26 protein-coding genes are annotated in these 25,050 nt (G+C 36.1%); 10 read left to right on the forward strand and 16 right to left on the reverse strand.

All coding sequences use genetic code 11. The annotated features are described in order from the left end of the window. Positions 1–4: 4 nt before the first annotated feature. The 5 genes from K345_RS0101390 to K345_RS0101410 form a co-directional block, all read right to left on the reverse strand. Positions 5–1,501, reverse strand: a complete 1,497-nt coding sequence (locus K345_RS0101390) for a Ppx/GppA phosphatase family protein (RefSeq protein ID WP_028972652.1) — start codon at positions 1,499–1,501, stop codon at positions 5–7. Between the two features lie 109 nt (positions 1,502–1,610). Further along, positions 1,611–2,426: a hypothetical protein gene (locus tag K345_RS0101395; protein ID WP_028972653.1), complete on the reverse strand. Its 816-nt coding sequence runs from the start codon at positions 2,424–2,426 to the stop codon at positions 1,611–1,613. Further along, a complete protein-coding gene (locus K345_RS0101400) occupies positions 2,407–3,183 on the reverse strand; it encodes a hypothetical protein (RefSeq protein WP_028972654.1) in 777 nt (258 codons plus the stop codon). Before K345_RS0101400 ends, K345_RS0101395 begins: the two co-directional genes overlap by 20 nt. Then, complete coding sequence (yidD, locus tag K345_RS23625; protein WP_037570743.1) at positions 3,180–3,515, reverse strand: membrane protein insertion efficiency factor YidD; 336 nt, start codon at positions 3,513–3,515, stop codon at positions 3,180–3,182. The genes K345_RS0101400 and yidD overlap by 4 nt, the downstream gene beginning before the upstream one ends. Then, positions 3,484–4,194: a LolA family protein gene (locus tag K345_RS0101410; protein WP_028972655.1), complete on the reverse strand. Its 711-nt coding sequence runs from the start codon at positions 4,192–4,194 to the stop codon at positions 3,484–3,486. Before K345_RS0101410 ends, yidD begins: the two co-directional genes overlap by 32 nt. Positions 4,195–4,301: 107 nt before the next feature. Here K345_RS0101410 and K345_RS0101415 point away from each other — a divergent pair, with 107 nt between their 5' ends. Both K345_RS0101415 and leuB read left to right on the forward strand, forming a co-directional pair. After that, positions 4,302–7,067 carry a TolB family protein gene (locus K345_RS0101415; RefSeq protein ID WP_028972656.1) on the forward strand — a complete coding sequence of 922 codons (2,766 nt, stop codon included), beginning with the start codon at positions 4,302–4,304 and terminating at the stop codon, positions 7,065–7,067. A 62-nt stretch (positions 7,068–7,129) separates the two neighbouring features. Further along, a complete protein-coding gene (gene leuB, locus K345_RS0101420; RefSeq protein ID WP_028972657.1) occupies positions 7,130–8,194 on the forward strand; it encodes a 3-isopropylmalate dehydrogenase in 1,065 nt (354 codons plus the stop codon). 1 nt (position 8,195) lies between these two features. On the opposite strand, the gene K345_RS0101425 is transcribed toward leuB, so the two are convergent. Further along, positions 8,196–9,134 carry a ketopantoate reductase family protein gene (locus K345_RS0101425; RefSeq protein WP_028972658.1) on the reverse strand — a complete coding sequence of 313 codons (939 nt, stop codon included), beginning with the start codon at positions 9,132–9,134 and terminating at the stop codon, positions 8,196–8,198. A 97-nt stretch (positions 9,135–9,231) separates the two neighbouring features. On the opposite strand from K345_RS0101425, the gene K345_RS0101430 reads away from it, so the two are divergent. Then, positions 9,232–9,645 carry a hypothetical protein gene (locus tag K345_RS0101430; RefSeq protein ID WP_028972659.1) on the forward strand — a complete coding sequence of 138 codons (414 nt, stop codon included), beginning with the start codon at positions 9,232–9,234 and terminating at the stop codon, positions 9,643–9,645. 39 nt (positions 9,646–9,684) lie between these two features. On the opposite strand, the gene K345_RS0101435 is transcribed toward K345_RS0101430, so the two are convergent. The 6 genes from K345_RS0101435 to K345_RS19225 are packed head-to-tail and all read right to left on the reverse strand — an operon-like array spanning position 9,685 to position 14,758. Beyond that, positions 9,685–11,529 carry a bifunctional homocysteine S-methyltransferase/methylenetetrahydrofolate reductase gene (locus tag K345_RS0101435; RefSeq protein WP_028972660.1) on the reverse strand — a complete coding sequence of 615 codons (1,845 nt, stop codon included), beginning with the start codon at positions 11,527–11,529 and terminating at the stop codon, positions 9,685–9,687. 10 nt (positions 11,530–11,539) lie between these two features. Then, complete coding sequence (gene hisE / locus K345_RS22010; protein WP_053227963.1) at positions 11,540–12,073, reverse strand: phosphoribosyl-ATP diphosphatase; 534 nt, start codon at positions 12,071–12,073, stop codon at positions 11,540–11,542. Positions 12,074–12,096: 23 nt separating this feature from the next. Beyond that, on the reverse strand, positions 12,097–13,101 hold the full coding sequence (gene pyrC / locus K345_RS0101445; protein WP_037570744.1) for a dihydroorotase: 1,005 nt from the start codon (positions 13,099–13,101) through the stop codon (positions 12,097–12,099). Further along, positions 13,092–13,625, reverse strand: a complete 534-nt coding sequence (locus tag K345_RS0101450; RefSeq protein ID WP_028972662.1) for a WG repeat-containing protein — start codon at positions 13,623–13,625, stop codon at positions 13,092–13,094. The genes pyrC and K345_RS0101450 overlap by 10 nt, the downstream gene beginning before the upstream one ends. Beyond that, on the reverse strand, positions 13,622–13,888 hold the full coding sequence (locus K345_RS0101455; RefSeq protein ID WP_028972663.1) for a DUF1883 domain-containing protein: 267 nt from the start codon (positions 13,886–13,888) through the stop codon (positions 13,622–13,624). Before K345_RS0101455 ends, K345_RS0101450 begins: the two co-directional genes overlap by 4 nt. A gap of 42 nt (positions 13,889–13,930) precedes the next feature. Continuing rightward, positions 13,931–14,758: an MBL fold metallo-hydrolase gene (locus tag K345_RS19225; RefSeq protein WP_053227964.1), complete on the reverse strand. Its 828-nt coding sequence runs from the start codon at positions 14,756–14,758 to the stop codon at positions 13,931–13,933. Between the two features lie 45 nt (positions 14,759–14,803). On the opposite strand from K345_RS19225, the gene K345_RS0101465 reads away from it, so the two are divergent. Then, the gene (locus K345_RS0101465; RefSeq protein ID WP_037570745.1) at positions 14,804–15,550 is read left to right on the forward strand and encodes a tRNA 2-thiocytidine biosynthesis TtcA family protein; all 747 of its coding nucleotides are present in this window, start codon (positions 14,804–14,806) and stop codon (positions 15,548–15,550) included. Continuing rightward, positions 15,543–15,854 carry a hypothetical protein gene (locus K345_RS0101470; RefSeq protein WP_028972665.1) on the forward strand — a complete coding sequence of 104 codons (312 nt, stop codon included), beginning with the start codon at positions 15,543–15,545 and terminating at the stop codon, positions 15,852–15,854. Before K345_RS0101465 ends, K345_RS0101470 begins: the two co-directional genes overlap by 8 nt. A gap of 5 nt (positions 15,855–15,859) precedes the next feature. Here the strand turns inward: K345_RS0101470 and K345_RS0101475 are convergent, their stop codons facing one another. The 3 genes from K345_RS0101475 to K345_RS0101485 are packed head-to-tail and all read right to left on the reverse strand — an operon-like array spanning position 15,860 to position 18,145. After that, positions 15,860–16,591: an amino acid ABC transporter ATP-binding protein gene (locus K345_RS0101475; RefSeq protein ID WP_028972666.1), complete on the reverse strand. Its 732-nt coding sequence runs from the start codon at positions 16,589–16,591 to the stop codon at positions 15,860–15,862. Beyond that, a complete protein-coding gene (locus K345_RS0101480; protein WP_037570746.1) occupies positions 16,584–17,408 on the reverse strand; it encodes an amino acid ABC transporter permease in 825 nt (274 codons plus the stop codon). Before K345_RS0101480 ends, K345_RS0101475 begins: the two co-directional genes overlap by 8 nt. After that, positions 17,396–18,145, reverse strand: coding sequence for a basic amino acid ABC transporter substrate-binding protein (locus K345_RS0101485; RefSeq protein ID WP_156888262.1), 750 nt, complete (start codon positions 18,143–18,145; stop codon positions 17,396–17,398). The genes K345_RS0101480 and K345_RS0101485 overlap by 13 nt, the downstream gene beginning before the upstream one ends. 93 nt (positions 18,146–18,238) lie before the next feature. Between K345_RS0101485 and K345_RS19230 the strand changes: the two genes are divergently transcribed. Beyond that, complete coding sequence (locus K345_RS19230; RefSeq protein WP_053227965.1) at positions 18,239–19,174, forward strand: LysO family transporter; 936 nt, start codon at positions 18,239–18,241, stop codon at positions 19,172–19,174. Positions 19,175–19,323: 149 nt separating this feature from the next. Here the strand turns inward: K345_RS19230 and K345_RS22015 are convergent, their stop codons facing one another. Next, complete coding sequence (locus K345_RS22015) at positions 19,324–20,016, reverse strand: metal-dependent transcriptional regulator (protein WP_053227966.1); 693 nt, start codon at positions 20,014–20,016, stop codon at positions 19,324–19,326. A 197-nt stretch (positions 20,017–20,213) separates the two neighbouring features. Here K345_RS22015 and K345_RS0101500 point away from each other — a divergent pair, with 197 nt between their 5' ends. From K345_RS0101500 to K345_RS0101515, 4 genes are read left to right on the forward strand one after another with little or no spacing between them, the layout of a single operon-like run. Next, complete coding sequence (locus tag K345_RS0101500) at positions 20,214–20,558, forward strand: TerB family tellurite resistance protein (protein ID WP_028972669.1); 345 nt, start codon at positions 20,214–20,216, stop codon at positions 20,556–20,558. After that, positions 20,543–21,241, forward strand: coding sequence for a PrsW family intramembrane metalloprotease (locus K345_RS19240; protein ID WP_053227967.1), 699 nt, complete (start codon positions 20,543–20,545; stop codon positions 21,239–21,241). Before K345_RS0101500 ends, K345_RS19240 begins: the two co-directional genes overlap by 16 nt. Positions 21,242–21,277: 36 nt before the next feature. Then, a complete protein-coding gene (locus K345_RS19245) occupies positions 21,278–24,241 on the forward strand; it encodes a phosphoribosylformylglycinamidine synthase subunit PurL (protein WP_037570748.1) in 2,964 nt (987 codons plus the stop codon). Positions 24,242–24,251: 10 nt separating this feature from the next. Continuing rightward, positions 24,252–25,010 (forward strand): phosphoribosylformylglycinamidine synthase subunit PurQ, encoded by a 759-nt coding sequence (locus K345_RS0101515; protein WP_028972670.1) that lies wholly within the window; start codon positions 24,252–24,254, stop codon positions 25,008–25,010. Positions 25,011–25,050: the final 40 nt, after the last annotated feature.

A 25,050-nucleotide genomic window follows, 5' to 3' on the forward strand; every position in this document is an offset into this window, starting at 1 on the left:
ACCTCTACCTCAACAAAACTTTAAGACCAAACACATCTTCGAACATAGCAGCTTTAGCTGATAGACTAAAACGTTCAACAGATATATCTCCTTGATGATCACAATGAATGATTAAACGATCATGAGAACGATCAACCTTTATGGAACGAATTCTTTGGGCATGCCCACGATCCAAGGCATCAGCAACCCTTAGGATACTTGCTAATTTTAACACGATTAGACGATGTTCTCTATTGAGAGATGTATAAGCAGTATGGTTGCTTTGGGGAGGATTCTTTCTATGATATCTTACTAAGTTGGCAACAACTTTTAACTCTATTTCATTCAAACCAAATATTTCTGAATTAAGAACCAGGTACATTCCATGTTTATGATGACCTGAGCTTTTTACAAATGTACCAATATCATGTAGTATAGAACCGACTTCCAGTAATAGTCTGGATCTTTCTTTTAGACCATGTTCTTCTGTTAATTGATCAAATAAGGACAATCCCAGTTTTGTGACATGCCTGGCATGGGCCATGTCATAATTATATTTCTTCCCCAAACTAATAGCACTTGCCACTATTTGACGTGAATATCTTTCTCGTAAAGTATTATCAGCTAATCCCTTTACATCAACAAAAACACCCTCATCCACACTGACATCAGGTATAATGATTTCGTTAGCCGTCGTTGCTAATACGAATAACTTGAGGATACCGATAGCAGCTTTATAGCCTTCCTCTCTTAAAGAAGATCCCTCAAATATATGATTTGATGTTTTATGAAATTTATCATTAGAACAGATCTGATATCGTTCATCCTCATTCTTAGGAAGATTTTCTGATATCATTTTTGCATAGGAACCAATCGCAACAATGGTCCTAATTGAGGATAAACGCATCTCTGAATCCAGACGTTCCAACTGGGGCCTCATATTTTGTGTCAGAAAATTTTCCAGATTCTCTCCCAAGTGGCCTGAATCATTCAATATTTGTTGTTCCACTCGAACAGCCCCGAGGGACAGGGAATGGACAGCAGCCATCTTACCCCTGCGAAGTAATATCACCTCCGTGGAACCACCTCCAACTCCGATGATAATCGCATTTGTACGACTGAGTTTGGTTTGTACACCCTCAAGTGCATATTGTACAGCCATATAACTGAGGCGAATTTCTTCTATACCATCAACGACTTTAATTCTAAATCCAGTTCTCACTTCCACACGATCAAGAAAAGCATCTCGATTCTTTGCTTCCCTTAAAGCACTGGTAGCGATTACCTTCACATCTTCAGGCCTAACATTCCAACCTTTCAACTGCTCTTTAAAGTGTTTTAATATCTCAATGGCCATATTCATCGTTCTTAGTTGAACAAAACCTCCAGTAAAAACATCTTTTCCCAGGGGAATCATCTTCTCAGAACTATCAATGACCCGATAACCTCTATCTGTAAAAAACTCAGCTATTACTAAGCGAAACTGACTTGAACCGATATGAATAACAGCGTCTAACTTCATATAAAAACCCTTGTACTATTTGTGACTCTACTACTCTATTATATCAATGTTTGTTTAAATAAAAATACTGTTAAATTTAGACTAGAGATAAGAAGGTCTTTTCAACCATTTATTCGAGGATAAAGGAATGTAAAACAGCCTGTTCCTGATAAGACAATTTATGTATCAAGGTTAATTGATCGACTAGATAAGAACTATTGGACCATGAATTGTGATTCGCAGTTATGGCGTATTGTTCTGCTTGATATAGATTTCCAGAATAGAACCGGCCTAACATATTGATATCAAAAAGAAAAGCTTCAAAATATCTTCCAGAAATAAGGGATGATGCGAAAAGAGCAGCAAAGGAACTATTGAGTAATAACGCAAGACTTCCCTGCCCCCAATAACCAGAATAATAGTGGCCTAATCCTGGTACATAAGCAAGTTTCCTAGCTAGTTTTGGACTTTTATAATGATCAATAAAAGAGTCCTCATTTGATTGATCACTGGTTTCATCAAGCAGATTGATAAGCTGCTCTGTTTGACCATTTATATAATAGGATTTGATTAATAAAAGATTTGACCATTGTATTACTGCTGGGTTATCAGAGAAAAATCTTAGCTGTCCTAGTATTAATTGGGCTTCTTGTTCTCTTCCGTTCTTACTCATAAACACTGACAATAGCAAGTTTAATCTATCACTCTCGTCAACACTCTTTATACCGGGAAGAATATAATTGATGTAATTAATTCCATGTTCATAATCCTTCAAATTCCAGTATTTAAGAATAATACCTAAGGATAGTGTAAAGGAACTATCTTCCCTAAAAAAATCAATGCGAAGCTGTTCTCGTAATTGCTCCTTTTCAAGGGAACTGTTAAAAGAATCGGAATAGATTTGTATTGTGAGTAATAACAGGATACTAAGGAAGAATGCTTTCATTAACCCTTTTCCAATAATCATCACTCAAGGAATCATAATATTGGTCATTGTATCTAATGGCTTCCGTATAACCACCATAGATTCCACCAAGATAAAATAAACTTGTTGTGCTGAATGATAATACAAAAGCAGGATTATCCAAGCCATAATTCTTGTACAATTCCCAACTCACGAGACTGAAAGTACCTGTAACTGCAACTTCCAAAAACATACTTGTCCAATTATGACTATATCCATAACCTAAACCAGGAAAGAGGGTACTTAGAAATCCCCCCAATAAAGGACTCTTCTTTTTAAAACCTCTTCCTTCTGCGGCAAGATCTACGATAAAACTGAAGGAAGTATTGTCTAATACACTGGACTGATCAATGACAGCATCAAAATTATAAGACAGAAAATCGATAGAACCTGACATCTCAGGAGAGATCTGATCCTGTGAAACTAATAATTCATTATTTCCTCTTAAAGAAGACAAAATGGATCTATCCAAGTCACCAGCTAATAAATAATTCTTAGCAGCTAGATCAAACCGTTGTAGTTTATAGGCTAATATAGCCATTTTGTCATAATAGAGTTTTCGATCTTCCTCAGATTCAGCTATATAAACTAACTTTTCATATTCTCCATAAGCCAGTACTTTTTCATCTATGATTTCAAGATATTGGGCAAAGTCTTCCAACTTATCAATAGAATAGAAATCCTGTGAATATAGAACACTGGAGGAGAGCAGACAAAAAGCTATAAAAAAAAGCCTCACTTTGTTCTCCCTGGTAGAGGTAAAGGATCTAAATAATGTCCTTCTGAATCAACTTTATAGGGAGATACTTGATACTTATGACATCTCAATAACCGCTCGGCCCCCATCAAGCTTCCTTTGACAGGGCCATAAAGCTGTATGGCCTGTCGAGTATACTCCGAACAAGTTGGGGAAAAAACACAGGAAGGTCTATCCTGAGAAGATATATAGCTTTGATACAAATGCATCACTCCTTTGAAAGGAAGGATGGCCACATCCTTTGGACTGAAGGAACTCCCAGAAATCCCAAGAGAAAGGAAACTACTTAGTAGTAAAATCTTTAATATTTGCATCTTTAGGAATCTCAAACTCTAGAATATCATCAGGTAAGGGTTCATTAAAAATAGGAGATAAATACTCGATTTCAAATTCAGAAGTACCTTTGGAGGAAACAAATTTAGATAGAATTACCTTGGGAAAATCTGCAACCTGCTCATCAAAGTCAGAGTATTTTGTTTCATTTGTCACTCTACCATTTTTAGCGATCTCTCTGTAGGCAACGATTTGCCTATTTGCGTACTCTAATTCGACATGATCCAACACTTTTTTTAAATTATCAGGAGGCAACCAAAAAGTTATCAGATGATCATCCTTCTTTTCTTGATTGTCCAAGACAAAACCAATGCTACTTAGACCCATATCCTTAACTTGACGTTGTGTAAATTGATCGATAACGGGACTAGTTTTAATTCCTCCCGGAAAGATATAAACAATATTCTCAGTAGGATAATAAAATTTAATATTATCCGAATTATATTGAATCACCTGACTGACAGGACTATTTATTTTTATAAGCAAAAAACCAGGATGAGAATAGAAAATCTCCCCCTTAACTATCTGATCCTCTTTTCCTTCTTCCTTCTGTGTTTGAATAAACTTTACCTGGGCTTGTTGCACATCCTGAGCAAAGAGATTCATACCAACAATAATATACAAGGATAAAAATAATATCTTAAGATAATTACTTATCATAATGGTCTAACTCTGAAAAACATCATTTATCATGTTTATTTATCTCCATTTGTTGGTATTATTAAACAAATGTTATATCAATGTAAATATAATTAAAGGATACAAGCTTGAATAAAATCAGATATATCATTCTTTTGTTGGTTACAATAAGTATAATTCCTTCTTTTGCACAAACTCAACTATTCCCTCCTCATAAGAATTGGCAGGAGATAGAAACTGGTCAAATTAGAGTTATTTATCCCCAAGAAATGGAAGAAGAGGCTTTATTACTAGCTGAGAAATTTCTTTATTTGCAAGAATATTTAGGTGTTTCCCTTAATTCAGAGATTCCCAAATGGCCTGTCATTCTCAATAACGACAGTTTAATCAGCAATGCTTTTGTTACTGTAGCACCCCATAGATCAGAATGGTATTCTGTCCCCTTTTTAGAATCAGATCTGACTATCCCCTGGTATGATTTATTAGCCATTCATGAAGGAAGACATATCTATCAGTTTGCCAAAGTTGATAATGGATTAATCAAGCTGGCCCACCTTCTCTTTGGTCAATACGGCCAAGGGGCTATGTCAGGATTGAATTTCCCAGCTTGGTTCTATGAAGGGGATGCCGTCTTAACAGAGACACTACTAAGCCAGTCAGGTAGAGGAAGAAGTCCCTCTTTTGAAATGGCACAACGAGCTATCCTGTTAGAAGGTAAAGACTATAATTATGATCAAGCTTATCTTGGCTCATTCAATGAATACATTCCTAATCATTATGTTCTTGGATATATTCTAAGTAATCAAATAAGGAGAGATTATGGACTACTCTCCTATGAAGAAACAATAAAAGCCACTACATGGATGCCCTTACTAAGTTATAGTATGGATATGGGAAGCTTATTTTCAATAAGTACAACTCCCTCCTCAATCTACTATAGAAGTATGTTACATTTATTTGACATATACACTGGTAATACTGCTCTTACGATCCATCCAATGAAGGAACAGGTATCGCCCCAATCTAATATATGGACTAAATATACCGGACTTAGTGTTAATGATAATAAAATATACTCTCTTCAATCAGAGTTAGGTAGGACTTCCTCTCTCGCAGCTATTAACACAGAAGAAGAGCCCCCCCTATTAGAACATTTATCCAGTGATGTTAGTTTTGATATGACTAATGGACAACTGGTAAGAACAGAAATTTCTTATAATCCTAAATGGAGTCGAGAAAGCTATTCCAATATCATCTTGTCAAATATTAAAAAAGGCCAATCAACGACAATAACAACAGAAGGAAGATATTTCTTACCTCACTTTATAGGTCCAGACAACAATATTATCAGCCTCTACTTCACAAGGAATAATACGTATGAATATCGAATCTTGGATCAAGAAGGCCACTTAGAGGAAAAGCTTCGCCTTGATCCTTCTTGGACTATGTACTCACCAACACCAAGTAATACAGGTCGTAAATTAGTTTTTGTGAGACAAAAAGAGGGAATACGCCAACTCGTTTTATTCGACAGAGATACAGATGAACTCCAAGTACTATTAGAATCAGAAACAGAAGGTTTTCGCCACTTATATTGGGACGAAGAAAACTCAAATATTTATTATTCGTCCCCCTATTCTGGAATTGATAATATTTATGTTCTCAACACAGAAACTCATGAGGAATTTAGAGTCACAGATTTGAAATATGGTGGATTCAATCCTCTTATACATAAAGGTAAGCTCTATTTTATAGAGTATAAGAACAGTGATGAAGGATATGTAATAAGTGCAATACCTACAAAGGATTTAGAACTTCAGCCCAAATATCAAATTACTGTAAAAAGAACTGATTTATTTTCTGATTTACAAAACCAGGAGCCAAAAGTTGATGTTACAAGCATTAACACTGTTAAACATGATTTTAAGCCCACAAAATACAACTCCTTCAAGGATACGATCATACCCCATTCCTGGACTTTAACTAGTAGTGTTGTCCATAGTTCTGATATAGGATTCTTCCTTTATGGTGATGATTTATTTCAAAACTATAGTTGGTCTACTGGTCCTTTATATGACCAAGAGGAAGAAGAATGGGGTTACTATTTCAACTTAAAAGTAAATCGTTTATATCCCCACCTTTATTTTCAAACCTTTTGGGGAGAAAGAAATTATCAGGATCTAGCCTGGAATCAGTTAATTCTGTGGGGAGGTCTGGACTTTCCTTTAGAACTATCAAAGGGTGAAAATACTACTTATCTGGATTGGAACAATTCTTTAGCCTATGTTAATGAGGAAGAAGATATTGATGAAGCTTATTTTTTGTTATCTACAGCCTTCCAATTCCAACATTACTATGGGTATGGAAATAGAAGATTAACACCTCAAAAAGGGTTCATACTTAATACAGCATACAAAACAACATCAGAAGGAAGTCTTGGTGCTGATAGATATTTAGCTAGTATCTGGGGATCTATCTTTCTACCTGGAATATTTACTGATGCGTCCACTGAAATAACTGGAGGAATAGAAAAAACAGTATATGACCAAATACCATTGGATGAGGTCATTCCTTTGCCCTATGGATACACTGATATGAAGATTCCAGATGTCCGAATTCAATCAACATTACGATGGAATGTTCCACTTTTTTATCCCAATTGGAATTTCTTGGGAATCAGCTACCTTAAGCGAATAAGTACCACTTTTTACGCCCAACTACATTCTACTGATAACTATGATGAAGTTTATCCAACCCTAGGCAACGAGATGCATATGTGGATTATTCCGGGTAGAGTCAAAACGGCTTTGTTAGATTTAGTTATTCGTACAGGATATGCACCACAAAAAGAAAGTCCAATCTTCCTAGGTTTTTTCTTAAATGGGAGCTTCTAAGGTTGACTTAAAATTTAAGCACAAATAAAGTACCTTAACCAAGAATAAAAAGGGAGCCAGTGATGCTAAAAAAAATTGCTGTTTTACCTGGTGATGGAATAGGACCAGAAGTAATGGCTGAAGCCATTAAAGTACTAGATGCTATTGAAAAAAAATACGACATAACAACAGAAAGAACTTGGGCAGACGTAGGTGGTGTTGCTATTGATAACAAAGGCAAAGCTCTCCCCCAAGAAACAATAGATATATGTAAATCCTCAGATGCCATCTTATTTGGATCAGTAGGAGGTCCAAAGTGGGAAAATCTTCCTCCGGAAGAACAACCAGAAAGAGGAGCACTTCTTCCTTTAAGAAAGATTTTTGGTCTTTATGCCAACTTGAGACCTGCTATTATCTTTCCCCAATTAAAAGATGCGTCCAGCCTCAAACCAGAAGCAATTGGTGATAATTTTGATGTTCTAGTTGTTCGCGAATTGACAGGAGGTATCTATTTTGGTCAACCTAAAGGTCGTGAAGGAGAAAAAGCCTTTGACACCTTAGTATATACAAAAGCTGAGATAGAACGAATTACCCATGTAGCCTTTCAAACAGCTCAAAAAAGAGGTAAGAAACTTGTTTCTATCGATAAAGCAAACGTATTAACATCCATGGTGTTATGGCGTGAAGTTGTCACAGAAATAGCAAAGCAATATCCTGATGTGCAAACAACTCACATGTATGTGGATAATGCAGCAATGCAACTAGTTAAGGACCCAAAACAGTTTGATGTCATCCTTTGTGGTAATATGTTTGGTGATATTTTGTCAGATCAGGCTTCTATGATAACAGGTAGTTTAGGTATGCTTCCAAGTGCTAGCTTGGCAGAGGGTAGTTTTGGATTATTTGAACCATCTGGAGGATCCGCTCCTGATATTGCAGGACAAGGAATAGCCAATCCCATTGCTCAAATCTTATCTTTGGCTATGATGTTAAAATACTCCTTTGGTTTAGATGAAGCTTATGATGACATTTATAATGCTATCAGTACAACTTTAGATGAAGGCTATCGGACAGGAGACATCTATACTTCAGGAATGACTAAAGTTAACACTTCTGAGATAGGAACTATAATCGCCAGTAAAATATAGACTATGGTCTAATATCTTCTACGAGTTGATTGAGAAGGGGAAGTGATTCCCCTTCATTAGTTATAAGATCTCTTAATTCAATCACAAGACTGAAAACTTCCTCTCGTCCAACATGAATATGACTTGTTAAACCGATTTCCGTAAAGGGTCCTTCCAAACGTTTGCGAATTCGATTTATAACCAACCGTCTAGGAAGGAAGCTGATACCATTTAATGGTCGAGGTAGTATTTGAAAATGATGCTTGCGCATCTGAGCAAATATCTCCCTCATAGTATTCACTGCTATTAAAATATCGTCATCAGAAATGGCTTTAAAATCACCACCGTGTCGATACAAGGCAGCAGCCAGTTGGCTAACAATAACAACATGGGTTAAATGCCAATCCAAAATGTTATTATAGGTGGTCATTTTCAACCCTCTATTTTTCCAAACAGACCTTAACACAGCTATATGTTTATGGGAATCTTCAAAGGGTGTTCCAATAATGAAACTATCAAAGGGTTTGATATTAGCAGACTTTCGATCAACAATTATAAGTTCATCATTTTCCCATCGTCCACCTATAGAAGTAAAACCAGTTAGAATACGATCTTCACCTAAGACTTCTGCTTCTTCATCATATTCCTTTAGTGTATTGCCAATAAAGCAGTAAACCTCGATTCCTTTTAGTGACACTAATGTAGATAAAACCGATTCTCGTTGAGTTGATCTTACACAGACTATGACAATATCGAAATATTCCTTAACAGGAGACTCAATGATGGGTACTTTATAGGTAGAAACTTCACCTGTGATTCCATTCTTAATGGTTATCCCTTTATCAGCTAACCTTTTAGCCTTTTCTCCTCTTGCCAGAAGCTTAATGTCATGCCCCACTTCTAACATTCTTGCCGCAGTATAACATCCAATGACACCAGCACCGACAACGAGAAATTTCATTACTATCTCCTTTAGAAAATAAGTAAATTTTCAATATATTCAGTATAGATAATTAATATAGGTTATACTAGGATAATTATTATTGAAGGAGTAACAAATGAAGTCAACTAGTCGTTTTGGATCTCTTATGATTTTACAAATCGCCCTGGGTGTATTTATCTTCATTCTGGGATTAAATGGAATTATTCATTATAACTCAACTTTCAGTGAAGCATCCCGTGCTGTAAGCCAATTGTTTGGAGGCGGTAACAATCAGACCTTAAACTTGATTGTAGCTGTTGTTGAGTTAATAGCTGGGGTTATACTTGTTGGAGGAGTATTTCTTCCTATCGACTCCAAGGCTCTCTTTTTTGCGGGATTTATCGTCTTTATTCTATGGGCCCTTCGAATTGTCATGTTTTCATTCCTTGACGGGTTCCTGAAACCGGATCTTTTACCATGGCTACAAAGTCTAGCCCTTGATGTGGTTGTTCTTGTTGGTCTCTGGAGTGTAAGTACAAGCTACAAATAGACTAATAAGCTCTCTTCTATATGAAGAGAGCCCATTTCTTCATTTAGAAACCTTTAATACATCTAATGCTGTTTTTATACGGCCAAAGGGGGGACTGATTTGAACACCATTTATGAAGGGTTTCATTTCCTTGATGATTTCACGGGATATCTTGATACCATCTTCCCTTGCCTGTTCCTTATCATCATGAGTCTTCATTCTATCTAGGATATATTGAGGGATTGTAACTCCCGGTACTTCATTATGTAAGAATAAAGCATTGCGATAGGAAGCTAATGGCCATACTCCCAATATAACAGGTACCTTTGTTTCTTTGATTTTATCGAGAAAAGAAATCATTTTCTCAACATCATAAATGGGTTGGGTAATAAAGTAATCACAACCGGCTTCTGCCTTTTTGTATACCCTTTCTATCTCAGTATCGAGTGTCGCTGAAGTGGGATTGATCCCTGCTCCTTTAACAAAGTTGGTATTCTGAGGCAACCCCTGTCCCCCTAGATCAACCCCCTGATTCAGACGCTCCACAAGACTGGTTAAGCCAATAGAGTCAATATCAAAGACACCAGTGACATCAGGATAACGTCCAACTTTGGGAGGATCACCTGTGATGAGCAACATGTTTCTCAGACCTAGGGCTTCACATCCTAAAAGCTCTGATTGAAGTCCAATAAGATTCTTATCTCTTGTACACATATGAAAAATAGGTTCTATATGTGTATTCTGCTGTAGATGTAAACTTGCCACTAAGGCTGATATTCTACTAGAAGCTCTGGGCCCATCTGGTACATTAATAAAGTCAACACCTGCCGTATATAACTCATTAGCTTTATTTATATAAGTGCTTAAATCTGTTCCCATGGGAGGAGTCAATTCTACAGTTTCAATCCATTTCCCTTCATTAAGATAATGTCCCAATCGACTTCTCTCATTAAGTGGTTGAGGTGTTTTGGTTTGAACATCTTCAGCTGTAATCTTGAGCTCAATGTGCCGTCGTCCAACGTCCATGGATAAGGCGGCTACTCCCATTTTTTGAATGTGTTCCGGCCCTGTGCCACAACATCCACCAATAATGGTAGCACCAGCATCAACAAAACGATTAGCATACTCAGCAAAATAATCAGGAGTTGCCATATAAATATAGCGGTCTTCTATTTTCTTGGGATAACCAGCATTAGGCATAACTGATATAGGCTTCGTCACATAACTTCTTATGGATAGAAGAACTTCTAAACTATCTCCTGGACCTACAGAGCAATTAAATCCAATTACATCAACATATTTTGATAATTCTAGTTGTTTAGCAAAATCAATAGCTTGCTTTCTATATTCATCATAGTGATCTAAATTGGGAGTACCCACACTAAATTGGGCTTGTACGGGAATATGAGGGGCTACGTTCTTACTAATCTTAGCCGCTAGCAATAATTCATCAATATTTTTAAAAGTTTCCAGAAGTATTAAATCTACCCCACCATCAACCAAGGCTTCCATTTGTTCACGAAAACAAAAGCTTGCTTCTTCAATAGACAAGGGACCAAGAGGAGCAAGAATTTCACCTGTTGGTCCAACAGCTCCAGCAACATAGACTTCTGAACCTGCAACTTCCCTGGCAACTTTTGCTGCCCCTAAATTGATATCTTTAACTTTATCATTTAGATTGAAACCTTTTAATTTGATTCTGTTAGCACCAAAGGTGTTCGTTTCTATGGCTTGAGCCCCTGATTGAACATACTCAGAATGTATTTCCTTAATGAGGGAGGGATTGCTTAAACTCACTTCATCAAAGGAGCGGTTAACAAAGACACCCTTATCATAAAGTCTTGTTCCCATGGCCCCATCAAAAAGTAAAACACCTTCTTGTAATCTTTCTAAATATGGTTTCACTTAATTAATCCTACTTCGCTCGATTGGCTAATTCTAGATATACAGATTCCAAGCTTACATTGGTTGCAGTCAAAAGGACAAAAAGATGATATATCAGATCAGCGGATTCATAGGTAATTTCTTTTGCATTGTTGGCCAAAATGACCTCTACAGCTTCTTCACCAAGCTTCTTTTTAATCTTCTCAACACCCTTTTCAAATAAATGGGTTGTATAGGAACCTTCTGGTCTAGCTTCATTTCTATGCTGAATAACCTGCCATAATCGATCTAATACATCAGGAGTATCAAAAGTTACTTCATCCTGATGGGAAACATTAGTGTTGTTTTCAATCAATATAGCTGTGTAAAATTCATCCTTCTCAACAAGATCCTTAAAAGGTGGTTCTCCTTCTAATGGTAAAAGTCGTCCTGTAGTATCATGAAGAACCCACAGAACATCGTTTTCTAATGACTTTCGAAAACCTTTTTCGTTCATTGTTAATACCTTAACAACCTCTTTATTTACATTCATCAAAACAAGAGGTTTTGTATCCTGTGCATTCATTATAGTACTCCTTATGCCACCAATTATTGGGCTCTATTCCAACTGATACTTTCTCCTGCTCTCATAGGTACAACACCATGTATTTCCTGGGGGCAGGTCCATGTCTTTTTTTCAAATGTTATTTTTTCTTGATTAAGTTCTAGGTTATAAAAGTTAGCACCATAAGTACTCAAGAAGTTCTCAAGACAATCTAATTTATTAGCAGATTCAAATTCTTCAATTACAGTTGGTATTGCTGTGAGAGCAGAATATATTCCTGCAGCTCCTTTTAACTCTTTGTCTCTTTTCTGGTGAGGAGCTGAGTCGGAACCATAAAAGAATTTGGGATTACCACTAAAGGCAGCAGCTCTAATAGCCTGTCTGTCTTCTGCACTTTTTATGATTGGTTTACAAAATAGATGGGAGTTTAAACTACCACCAATTACATCATCCAAAGTATAATGAAGATGATGAGCCGTGATCGTACCTGCAAAATTACTTGGTAAACTTAAAACTTTATCAATCCCTGCTTTAGTGGAAACATGTTCCAATATTACTTTAAGTTTGGGGAAATTCATCAGAAGCTCATCCAATCTTGACAGATACCGTTCTTCCCGAAGAAGGACAGGATCATCAGGTTCTTCCCCATGCATAGAAAGAATAAGTCCTTCAGATTCCATGGCCTCAAATACAGAGAAACATGATTTCCAATCAGTGTTCCCCCCTTTTGAGTTAGTAGTTGCTCCTTGTGGATAGTACTTACCCATAAAAGCTCCAGATTTTTTCAATGCTTTTATATCATCAAATGTTAAGGATGCATCTATCTTAAAAACAGGAACAACAACTAATCCTGGAGAAGCCTCTTCTATTACCTTCTTATAATCAAGCATTTGGTTTGCTGTTATTACAGGAGGAACTGTATTAGGCATAGGAACAACCCTTTTACACCATTTGCCTACATCCTGTGCATAATCCTGTAACAATTCTCCCTGCCTAAGGTGAATATGCAAATCATCAGGTTTACGAATAGTAATACGATCTATGGCCATATGATATCCCCTTTTTTATTAATTAATAAGCTTTTGTTATCCTTGGTGACAAGAGCAGCTCCCTTATTGAAAGGTAGAGCCTCATCATACTGAAAAGGAATGACCGTTCGTCCTAATACATTAATATATCCGGTGTGGCCATTTGTATTTCTTACTAATGCCAAACCTTCAGAAAAAGGAGCACCATAAGTATACAATAAGGGAATCACCAGCTGACCAGTCCTATCAATATATCCATACTTACCTTCTTTTATGACAATGGCCCGAGAATCTTTCAAGCTTCCAATAAAGTCATACTCATCACTTATAACACCTACTCCCAGTTGCCATAAAAGCCAGACATTTTTCTGATAAACTCTAAATACTTTGCCATCGAATGGCTGAATATCATCAAATTCTCTGGCATCTACTTCACGTCCGCGGGAATCTATAATGCGAGCTGTATCATCTACTTTAACGGGGTAGTACTGGACAGTACAACTGAGTAAAGTAAGTGTCAGTAAGAATAGTATTATGTTTTTCATTTCTTTCTTACTTTAACGGAAGCTTTTACTTGAGAAAAGGGTAAACCTTTCAAATCTAAGACAATATGAAAGCCACCTTTATATGGAACTTCAAACTCAACAATTTTTTTATTTGAAAATCCCCCTTGTCCTTTATAGGCACGACCAACTTTATACTTGCTAAAATTCATGGGATCCAATAAATGAACATTACAGTCTGCGTTCTTTTCTACAACTACAATATCTCCAGGAACAACATTGACTTTATAATTCAAGAAATCCATATTCATCCTCCACCAAATATTATACCTAGTCCGTTATGTCTTTTAAAACAAACTTGGTTCATAGTATTCTAACCTATAATATTGAACATTAGGTGCTTTCATGCTTAGAGATTTACGAAACATAGTCGGTGGCTGGATATTATGAGGCATCATATCAAAATGCGCAGGAATAGCAATCTTTGGATTAATGAGAGCAGTAATCTCTGCGGCCTCCCAGTGGGTTAAATTGTGATATCCCCCATTAATACAGATACTCATCCAATCAATATCAAAACTATTTACATGCTCCAATAGTTCTGTTTTTGCAGTATCACCTGAATTGTAGTACTTCTTACCGCAAGCAAAATGAAGAACAAATCCCATGTGATTTAAATCGGTGAAATCTGTAGGTTCTGCAAATGTTCCAGTTATCTTTATTCCTTTCCATTCCCATTGCTCTAAAGGATGAACAAGTTTAACATCCTTTATTCCTGCTTTTTTCAAGATAGGGACTGCTTGAAAAGGTGCTGCAAAATAAGCACTATCCTTTATGGTCAATCTTTCAAGAGTGTAAGGATCGGCATGATCTGGGTGACTATGAGTTATAAGGACGATATCAACTTTCAAGTCTTCTGGTTCGATGAAAATGGGCAGGATACGACTTTTTACAGTTGGAACTCCAGTTCTCTTGCTACCACAATAGTCAGTAAGATAAGGGTCTATTGCAATAATAGTGCCCTCTTCATTCTTGAGTATCCAAGAATTTTGACCAAGGGTCCACATGGCTACTTTATTTATAGGAACAGAAAAACGTTCAATGTGTTCCATAAATTCTTTACTTGTATACTTTATATTAACTTCTTTTGGAAAAATGACTTCCTCTGGGATCATAAATACTCCTTTTCTATCCTTAACGGATCTATTACTATTCTGATCATGTCAGAGTCTAAAAAGCAAGAACAAAAGCTGGATAAGAAGATCAGTAAGGCTATCTTCAAATATAATATGATTGAAGATGGTGATAAAATACTATTAGCCTTGTCTGGAGGAAAGGATTCCTTAACCCTTCTTCATTTTCTCTATAAAAAACAAAAGAACTTTAAATTTCCATTTACAGTAGAAGCACTTCATGTTCGATCAGAATTTATCAATCAATCAAAATTAAATATGATGTTAGATTTACTTGCTGACTGGGACATTCCTGTCAAGATTCTAGATATAAACGTTAAAAACAGATTGAAAAAAAATCAAAAAATGAATTGTTACTGGTGCTCCCTTCAAAGACGGACAGAGTTACTTAATTACGCTCAAAAAAATGGCTTTACAAAGATAGCCCTTGGACATCATATGGATGACATCGTAGAAACTTTTTTTATGAATATGATTCAAAAAGGACAACTATCAACAATGCTACCTCTATTAAAACTGGACGATTATAAACTAAGTTTTATTCGCCCTCTCTGCTTAATAAAAGAACAGGAAATAATAGATTATGTGGAATCACAAAACATTCAAAAAGTAACATGTACCTGTCAAATGGATACAACATCAAAAAGGCATGAAGCCTCAGAGTTAATCAAATCCCTAAAAAACATCTATGGTACAAAAGCTCTAGACCAAGTCTATAAGTCCCTTCATAATCCACAAGTCAATTATCTAATCAAAGAGAGTCATCATGAATGAACTATCAGCTAATGATTTACAATATATCTTATCATGGAGAAAAAGACCTTTTGAGGAAGATCCAATAGAGCCCATTGTACTAAGTGGACCGATACAAACTTATTGGGGCTTATACGGTTCGCCTTTATCAAAATACAGGAAAATCAGGATTGGAAAAACAAATGTAACAATTGAAAAAGAATGGTTAAGTCATATTAAAAATGGCTCGGTGCATACCTTAAAAATATATACAGATGTAAGAGGTGGAGGAGAATCAAGAAAGCCCTCCAAAACTCATCTATTGGTTTTGGAGGTTATTTGTTAGAAAGTCTACAGAATGTGCTTCAGAAATTTTCTCGTCCGTTCTTCTTTAGGATTATCAAATAATTCATTTGGACTAGCAACCTCTATCACTTCACCATTATCCATAAAAACGACCCTATCTGCAGCGGCTCTGGCAAAACCCATTTCATGGGAAACGACCATCATGGTCATCCCTTCTTTGGCTAAAGCAAGCATAACATCCAAAACTTCTTTTACCATCTCTGGATCAAGAGCACTGGTAGGTTCATCAAATAACATAACTTTAGGTTCCATAGCCAAAGCTCTTGCAATAGCGACACGTTGTTTTTGCCCTCCAGATAATTGCTCTGGCCAGGCGTTAGCTTTATCTGCTAATCCAACACGTGTTAACAATTCCATCGATTTTTGAAAGGCAGTCTTCTTATTCAAACCTTTTACCTCTATAGGCCCTATACTTACATTATCTACTACTTTCAAATGGGGAAAGAGATTGAAGTTTTGAAAAACCATTCCCACTTCTTCCCGTATCTTACGAATATCGGCTTTCGGTTTACTAATTTCTTCACCATCGATCCAAATTTTACCAGAATCAATTATTTCAAGTTGATTAACACTTCTTAGGAGAGTACTTTTACCCGAACCAGAAGGTCCGATAACAAGAACAACTTCTCCTTTTGCTATATCTAAGGAAGCTTGGCGTAAAGCCTGAACCATTCCAAAGGTTTTAGTGGCCTCTAAAATCTTAATCATTTCACCCATTTGTTTTCATCCTTTCCTCAATTATAGCAACTAGTCTTGATAATATGAGGGTGATAATTAAGTATATCAAAGCAACCACTGCCATAGTTTCCAAGGAAAGAAATGTTCTGGCAATATACTCCCGGCCTCGTCTTAAAACGTCTCGTAAAGCAATGACAGAAACTAATGAGGAGTCTTTCAACATTGCAATGAACTCGTTGCCAATCGCCGGAAGAACAATTTTAATGGTTTGGGGGAAAATGATTTTCCTCATCGCTTTTGAATGACTCATACCCAGAGCTAAAGCAGCTTCCATCTGTCCCGTATCAACAGCTTGAATACCAGCACGGAAGATTTCCCCCATATAAGCACCATAACAGATAGATAGAGCAATAATAGCAGCTAAGACCCCTTCAATGCGAAGGAATCTTCCCAAAGCAAAATAAATAAATATTAATTGTACTAAGAGAGGAATTCCTCGAATCAATTCTACATAAACACCTGCTATTAAATTAAAGATCTTTATTCTCGTAACTTGTCCTAAGCCAGCGAAAACACCAATAAAAACAGATCCTATGATAGCAAAAATAGTAACTTCGAAAGTAACAGGTAATCCTTTAATCACAACCTGTATTATCTCCAAGTATAGATGCCCTACCTCACCATTAGGCTTTTTTACTTGAGCTATAAGTGCTATTGCCAACAAAAGAAGGGCCAACCCAAAGGTGACCCTCCATGAATCCAATATGCGTCTGTTGCTTTTATTAGGTATCAAAGCTCCATCATGAACTTCAATTACCGTTTTAACATCAGTTTTTTGTGGATCTATCTCAGCCATTTATTGATTAACTCATCTCTTTTTCCAGAAGCGATTACTTCCTCTAAAGCAGCATTTAATTTCTCAATTAACTCAGCATTACCTTTCTTTACAGCAATTCCGAAATATTCATCAGTAAAAGGTTCACCAACAACTTTAAGTTTACCATTATAATTCTCATTTCCAGAAACGTAATCGGCAGCCACAACGGAGTCAACAACAACACCATCAACGTTACCATTAATCAAATCTTCGAAAGCGAAGGGAATTTGGTCATAAGACTTTTTCTCAATATTTTCATAGTCAGATACGGTAAAATCGGCTGTTGTTCCAATCTGAACACCTATTTTCTTACCATTAAAATCATCCAGGGAAGTTAATCCTTCACTTTCAGTCTTGACAACAAGAACCTGTCCTGCATTGATATAAGGAGCGGTAAAGTCCATTTGAAGTTTTCTTTCATCAGTAATAGTTACAGAAGAGATAACAGCATCATAAGCACCATTGGCTAATCCGGCAAAAATACCATCCCAAGCTGTATTTTGAACTTTGTATTCAAAGCCACCGACTTTTGCAAGTTCAGCAAGCATATCAATATCAAAACCAACCATATCACCATTTTCATCGACATATTCCATTGGTGCATATGCCACATCAGAAGCAAATACAATAACATTATCTTCTTGACTACCTCCAGCATATGTTTGCCCTACAAACAAAGCCAGTAGTACAGTAAAAAAAACGATTCCTTTTTTCACAATTGATCTCCTACTTAAAATCTATCTTTTCATGATATCCTATATGTGCATAATTATGTCAAGCGTCGCATATATATTCTTTAAAGGAAGATCATGAACTACATATTTTCTATTGGTATTCTTATTTGTCTCATTTCTGTAGGATTTATACTAGGAAACATGGTAAAAGGCAGGTTTAAAAACCAAATTCAAAACTTCATAAATATTATTTTATACATGCTGTTATTGTCTATGGGTATTAGACTTGGAACCAACCCCGATGTCTTGAAAAAGTTGGGTAGCATAGGTATCGTTAGTTTAGCCTTTGCCTGTATGACAATTATAGGCACTATAATCGTTAATATTGTATTTTCCATAAAAAAGAATAAATGTATTAATTGTTATGAGGAGACAAGTAGTTCTCATCAAACTATACAAATCAACTTCAAAGAGCCTCTAACACTTATTACCATTGTTCTTGTAGGAATATTCACCGGTTATTATTTTCAAGTTTTTTTAGAAGAACTTCCCATAGATACGATCTCAACCTATATTCTGAATTTTCTTTTATTTGGTGTTGGATTCCAAATGGGATCAGAAGGTAGTGATATTAAAAGTGCCCTAAAAAATAAAGAAGCAATCTTTCTACCTATCAAGACAGTAATAGGATCTTTAGTCGGAGGGCTTTTACTAACCCCTTTTTTTGGACTTTCCCTGGGAGATTCATTGGCTATTAGTGCAGGTTTTGGGTGGTATAGTTTAAGTGGTGTCATGCTTTCAGATTTGGGCACACCTTATCTAGGCTCGATTGCCCTGCTTAGTAATATCATGCGTGAGACAATTGCCATTATTTTAATACCATTCCTGAGTCGAACATTATATCCTAATCTGTCCATTGCCATTGCAGGAGCTACAAGCATGGATGTTACTCTCCCGTTGATAAGTCATTATGGAGGGAGGGATAAAGCTCCCTTAGCGATTATGCATGGCTCCTTACTTTCTTTAGCAGTCCCCATATTGGTACCAAGCTTTTATATTATCTTTAACTAGTTATGAGGTAATAAAATAAAGTTTTATTTGACTACTCTTGAGAATTTGCTTATGGTGATAATAGAGGTTCTAGTAGTAATATTTATCATCTTGGAAATGACTTTATATACAATCTCCCTCCTTTTTCCGGCTGTATGTCAGCCGGTTTTTTATATACCTATTGTTTCAATGTCTATATAAGAAGCAAAGAGATTATTTATTACCCCCCTCGCATCATCACTAACGCGTACAAGGTTTAGATTCTCTTCATTCTTCTCTTTTACAAGGAATATTTCATTAGGACGAATACCAAATTCATGGCAAGCATGTAACAATCCCGGGATTTCTTCACCTTCTTCAGTAATACGTTGAACACGTACAACTTGACCTAACTCAGCATGATGTAAGCGTGTAGATTTAACTATAGTTTTTTCAGCTTCTGAACCGGGCATGGGGTTACCATGTGGACAACGATCGGGCCTTCCTAATTTTTCGTATAAATGATTTGTAAATTCAGTAGATATTTTGTCTTGTAGGTTCTTAGCTTCAACATCACTTTTTTCCCAAGGATATGCCAGCATGTCAACCAGCAAATGTTCTATGAGATAGTGCCTTCTCAAAACACTTGAGGCATAGTTTTCACCTTTTTCTGTCAACTTAATCAAACCATATAAGTCCTGATCTACCAAATCCAAGCTTTTTAATCTCTTTACAGCCTGTGATACAGCAGGACGACTAACTTCCATCCTTTCTGCTAATTTAGCATTAGTTACTTTTTCATAATCCCTTCGAATTAAATATATCGTTGACAAATATTCACTCGCTGCTGGAAATTTAGCTGCTAATTCTAATAATTTTTCCACTTTAGTATCCTTTGACGATCTTTCCTACATAATAACCTTAATAGAGAACAAATACAGATCAAATTGTTTAAAATGACCAATAACTTAACATATGAGAGCTATTTCGTTAACACTTTCCTTCCTTTATTAAGCTTTTGTTTTTACTTAATAAAGGATTACTGTTAATATAGCCCCTATAATATAAAAAGGAGTCCTTAATGGCAGATGTGCAGACATTAAATGACAAAGAAAAGCAATTTTTGGCTGGTAGTATAAAGAGTATGGTTCTAGCCGATGGTCAAATAGACGATGAAGAAATCCAGGAGATTACTAAAATAACAAATGAGCTGAATTTCTCAGATTTTGATCAAAGTCTAGAACAGTTTGAGATTATAGTTAAAGATCAAGAAACCTTCTGGGATTTGTCTAAAACTATTACTGATACAAGTAAACAAGATATTATATTGGATATATTATATGATTTAAGCTTACAGGAAGGATATAGCCATTTATCCCAAAACAAATTGATTAATAAAATTAAACAAATATGGGGACGAGACTGATAGCTTTTGTTTTAGCTCTTATCCCAGGTATTCTCATAATCATCCACTTTTATAAGAAGGATTCTACTCAACCTGAACCAAAAAGACTTGTACTTAAGGTCTTTTTGGGAGGTGTGTTATGCACTCTACCTGCATTGATACTAGAACTATTTTTTGGTTTTGTGGCCAATTCTATGAGCCTAAAACCACTGATCCAAGTTCTTTTTAATTCTTATATCATAGCAGGATTCAGTGAAGAAATTATGAAATTTTTGGTGGTTTGGATATTTATTTATAAAAGCGATGATTTTGATCAAGTCATTGATGGAATCGTTTATACAGTGGCTGCCAGTATGGGATTTGCCTGTTTAGAAAATATCCTATATGTCAATACGGGGGGAATAGGTGTAGCACTTATTCGAGGATTAACTTCTGTGCCTCTTCATGCCTCTGCTTCAGGAATAATGGGGTTTTATCTTGGAAGAGCAAAACTTACAGGTAACTTGTATGAAAGAAATCGACTGATACAATTCGGATTACTTTGTGCCATCCTTATTCATGGGACTTATGATTTCGTACTTTTCGTACAACCAATCACTCCTTTGCCTACTAGTTATCTATCTATTTTCATTGTTATTGTATCTATGATGATATTAAATGGATTAATAAAAAAAACAAAGCAATACGATATTGCAAGCTATTAGACACAACCAACCTTATTTGGTATCCTTCTCTTACCCATGAGAGTCGAAATAATCTATAAAAAACCAGGCCAAGACGGTAGGGCTAAGCGGACCCTAAATAGTCTTAAAAAGACGGTTTCATCAACAATTGAAGATCTGATAATTGCTGATGGATTTCTTATTGATAATGTTCCCAGTTTAGATGAGAACACTGCTGAATTAATTTTTTCAGATCCTGTCGCGCAAGACGTTTTTATTAATAATGATGTGGGAGATAAGCTACCTCCATGGAATTATGTAATCGAAGTTACCTATAAAGCAGGAGTAGCAGATCCTACTGTAATCACTTGTAAAGAAGCAATGGAAACGGCTCTAAGTAAAAAACTTGAAAATAATGCCATAATTAAAACAACAAGAGCTTTTTACTTTAAGGGAAAAATTGAAAAAGCTGATTTGAAAAAACTAATTTCAAAACTTCACAATCCACTTATTCAACAAGCATTCACCTTAACAAATAAGGAATGGAAAGAAGGAAAACGGCTACCCTTAAGTTATCAAACAGCTGTACCTGAAAGCTCTGTTGAAGTGAGATCAATTTCTATTACTGATATTGCCGAAGACTCAAAATTAGCTGAATTATCAAAAACACGTTTGTTGGCACTCGAAAAAGATGAAATGAGAGCTATTCAAAGACATTACCAATTAGATTCAACTAAGGAATTAAGGAAATCAAAAGGTTTAACCATTGAACCTACTGATGTAGAATTAGAAATGATTGCACAAACATGGTCTGAACATTGCAAACATAAAATATTCGCAGCAGATATCGAATATAAAGATCAAGATTCAATAACAAACATTAGTTCCTTATATTCCACTTACATCAAAGATACAACCAAAACAATATCAAAAGAGAGAACATATCTAAGATCTGTTTTCCATGACAATGCAGGAGTAGTTCAATTTGATGAAGACACACTACTCTGTTTTAAGGCGGAAACACATAATAGTCCAAGTGCCTTAGATCCTTATGGTGGAGCTATAACTGGAATTGTCGGGGTTAATCGAGACATATTAGGAACAGGAAAGGGCGCTAAACCCATCTTTAATACTAATGTACTATGTTTTGGTGACCCAAATATAGAGGAAAAGGAGATACCTACTGGTCTACTTCATCCAAAACAAGTCATGGAAGGAGTCCATCACGGAATAATTGATGGGGGGAACCAATCTGGCATTCCTACTGTAGGAGGAGCCTTTGCTTTTGATGATTCTTATATAGGGAAACCACTAGTATTTGCCGGTACAGGAGGAATATTACCTGCAAAAATTAATGGAGAAGAGTCCTGGATCAAACATATTGATAAAGGAGACCTCGTTGTAATGTTAGGAGGTCGAATTGGAAAAGATGGTATTCATGGCGCTACTTTTAGTTCTCAAGCTCTAGATGAAGAGTCTCCAACTTCTGCTGTACAAATTGGAGATCCAATCACCCAAAAAAAGATGACCGATTTTTTACTGGAAGCTAGAGACCTTAATCTGTATAAAGGCATTACTGATAATGGAGCTGGTGGCCTCTCATCAAGCCTTGGAGAAATGGCAGAATCTTCTGGTGGTGTATTAATAGAACTTGATAAAGCACCATTAAAGTATAATGGATTAGCTCCCTGGGAAATCTTGGTTTCAGAATCACAGGAAAGAATGAGCCTGAGTGTAGATCCAGAACAGCTTAGTTCTTTCCTTCAATTAGCTCAAAGACGAGATGTTGAAGCTACAGTGATTGGTGAATTTACAGACTCTGGTTATGTTGAATTAAAATATAATAATTCTCTCGTTGGCCTACTAGATATGGACTTCCTTCATAATGGTTTACCAACTATGAAACTAAAAGCCAAATGGATAGAACCAAAACGAGAGAATCAAAAGCTAGATGATAATCATGGTAAAAAGTGGTTACTAAGACTTTTAGAAGATCCTACAATTGCCAGTAAAGAAAACCTTGTCAGACAGTATGACCATGAAGTCCAAGGGAACTCAGTCATTAAACCTTTTACCGGCATTAAAGCAGATGGACCTAGTGATGGTGCAGTAATACGCCCAAAAGCAACAAGTCTCAAAGGGGTCACAGTAACTCATGGGATATGTCAAAGAATATCTGATGGGGATACTTATCATATGGCAATGAATGCTGTTGATGAAGCCTATAGAGCCCATATAGCATTAGGAGGCAATCCTGATGAAGTATCAGCTCTAGATAATTTTTGCTGGCCTGACCCAATAGAATCTGAGAAGACCCCAGACGGTCAATATAAACTAGCTCAACTTGTTAGAGCTTGTCAGGGACTACAAAAAGTCTGTCTTGATTACAAGATTCCCTTAATTTCAGGCAAAGATAGTATGAAAAACGATGCCATACTGGATAATAAGAAAGTATCAATCAGGCCTACATTATTAATTTCACTAATGGGAACTATAAATGATGTAAGAAAATCAGTATCGACAGATTTTCAAAAAGCTGGGGACCTAATATACATACTGGGAGCAACTTCTTCTGATACAGGAGGTAGTAGCCTTGAAAAGATTTTAGACTGTGAACTGGGAAAGGTTCCCGAAGTACACACACAAAAAGCTTTATCCCTATATACTACTCTCCATAAAATTATGGAAGATAACCTTATACACTCCTGCCATGATCTATCAGATGGAGGATTAGGAGTAGCTCTTGTTGAATCATGTATTGGTGGTAAAATAGGGGCTCAAATAGATATATCCAAAATCCCTGTGGTTTCAACAAATATGGAAAAAACTCGAATTCTATTCACAGAAACTCCAAGTAGATTTCTTGTCTCTATCGCGCCTTCGGACAAAGAAAAGTTCGAAGAGCTTTTAAAAGACAATACACATGCCTTAATTGGAGAAGTATTAAACACAACAGATATCGTTTTTAATACAAATGAAGATGAAAAATGGTTTTCAGCTTCTATGGAGGAATCAGAAAAAGCTTGGAAAAGTTTGCATTAAGGAGATAGAGATGACCGTTCATGCATGTATAATAACAGGATATGGAATAAATTCAGATCTTGAGTTAGCGGAAGCTTTTGAAATGTCTGGAGCTAAGGCTGATCGTATTCACATAAATGATTTGATAAAAGATTCAAGTAAAATTCATGAATATCATATTATTGGTTTTCCTGGTGGTTTTTCTTTTGGTGATCATATTGGATCTGGAAAAGTTTTTGCCCATCTCTTTAAAAAGAACCTAAAAGAAGATTTAGACAAGTTTATCAAAGCAGGAAAATTGATTATTGGTATTTGCAATGGATTTCAAGTCCTTGTAAAAATGGGTGTATTACCAAATACGGAAAGTGATTGGATACCACAAACAAGTTTGATCCATAATGACTCGGGAGAGTTTATTGATAAATGGGTGAGAGTTAAGTTTAACCAGAATAGTCCCTGTATTTGGACACGAGGATTAACAGAAATGGATTTACCCATCAGACATGGGGAAGGTAAATTTATTTATTCTGATATGTACATTAGAAAATTGATAAATGAATCAAATCTTGTAGCTTTGCAGTATATTAATGAGAATCCTAATGGATCAGAGGATGATATTGCCGGAATTACTGATATTACAGGGCAGATCTTGGGTTTAATGCCCCATCCTGAAGCCTATAGATTTGAAACTAATCATCCACTGTGGAGACGAGGTATGGTTAATTCAGACCTGGGCATAAAGATCATTAAAAAGGGTGTGGATTTTATCGCCAAAGCTAATATAATTTAATGTTGTATTCAATGTAGGAAGCCTATGGCTTCCTGCTTTT

The sequence above is a fragment of the Spirochaeta cellobiosiphila DSM 17781 genome, from assembly GCF_000426705.1.
GTDB classification, from domain to species: Bacteria; Spirochaetota; Spirochaetia; order DSM-17781; family DSM-17781; genus Spirochaeta_E; species Spirochaeta_E cellobiosiphila.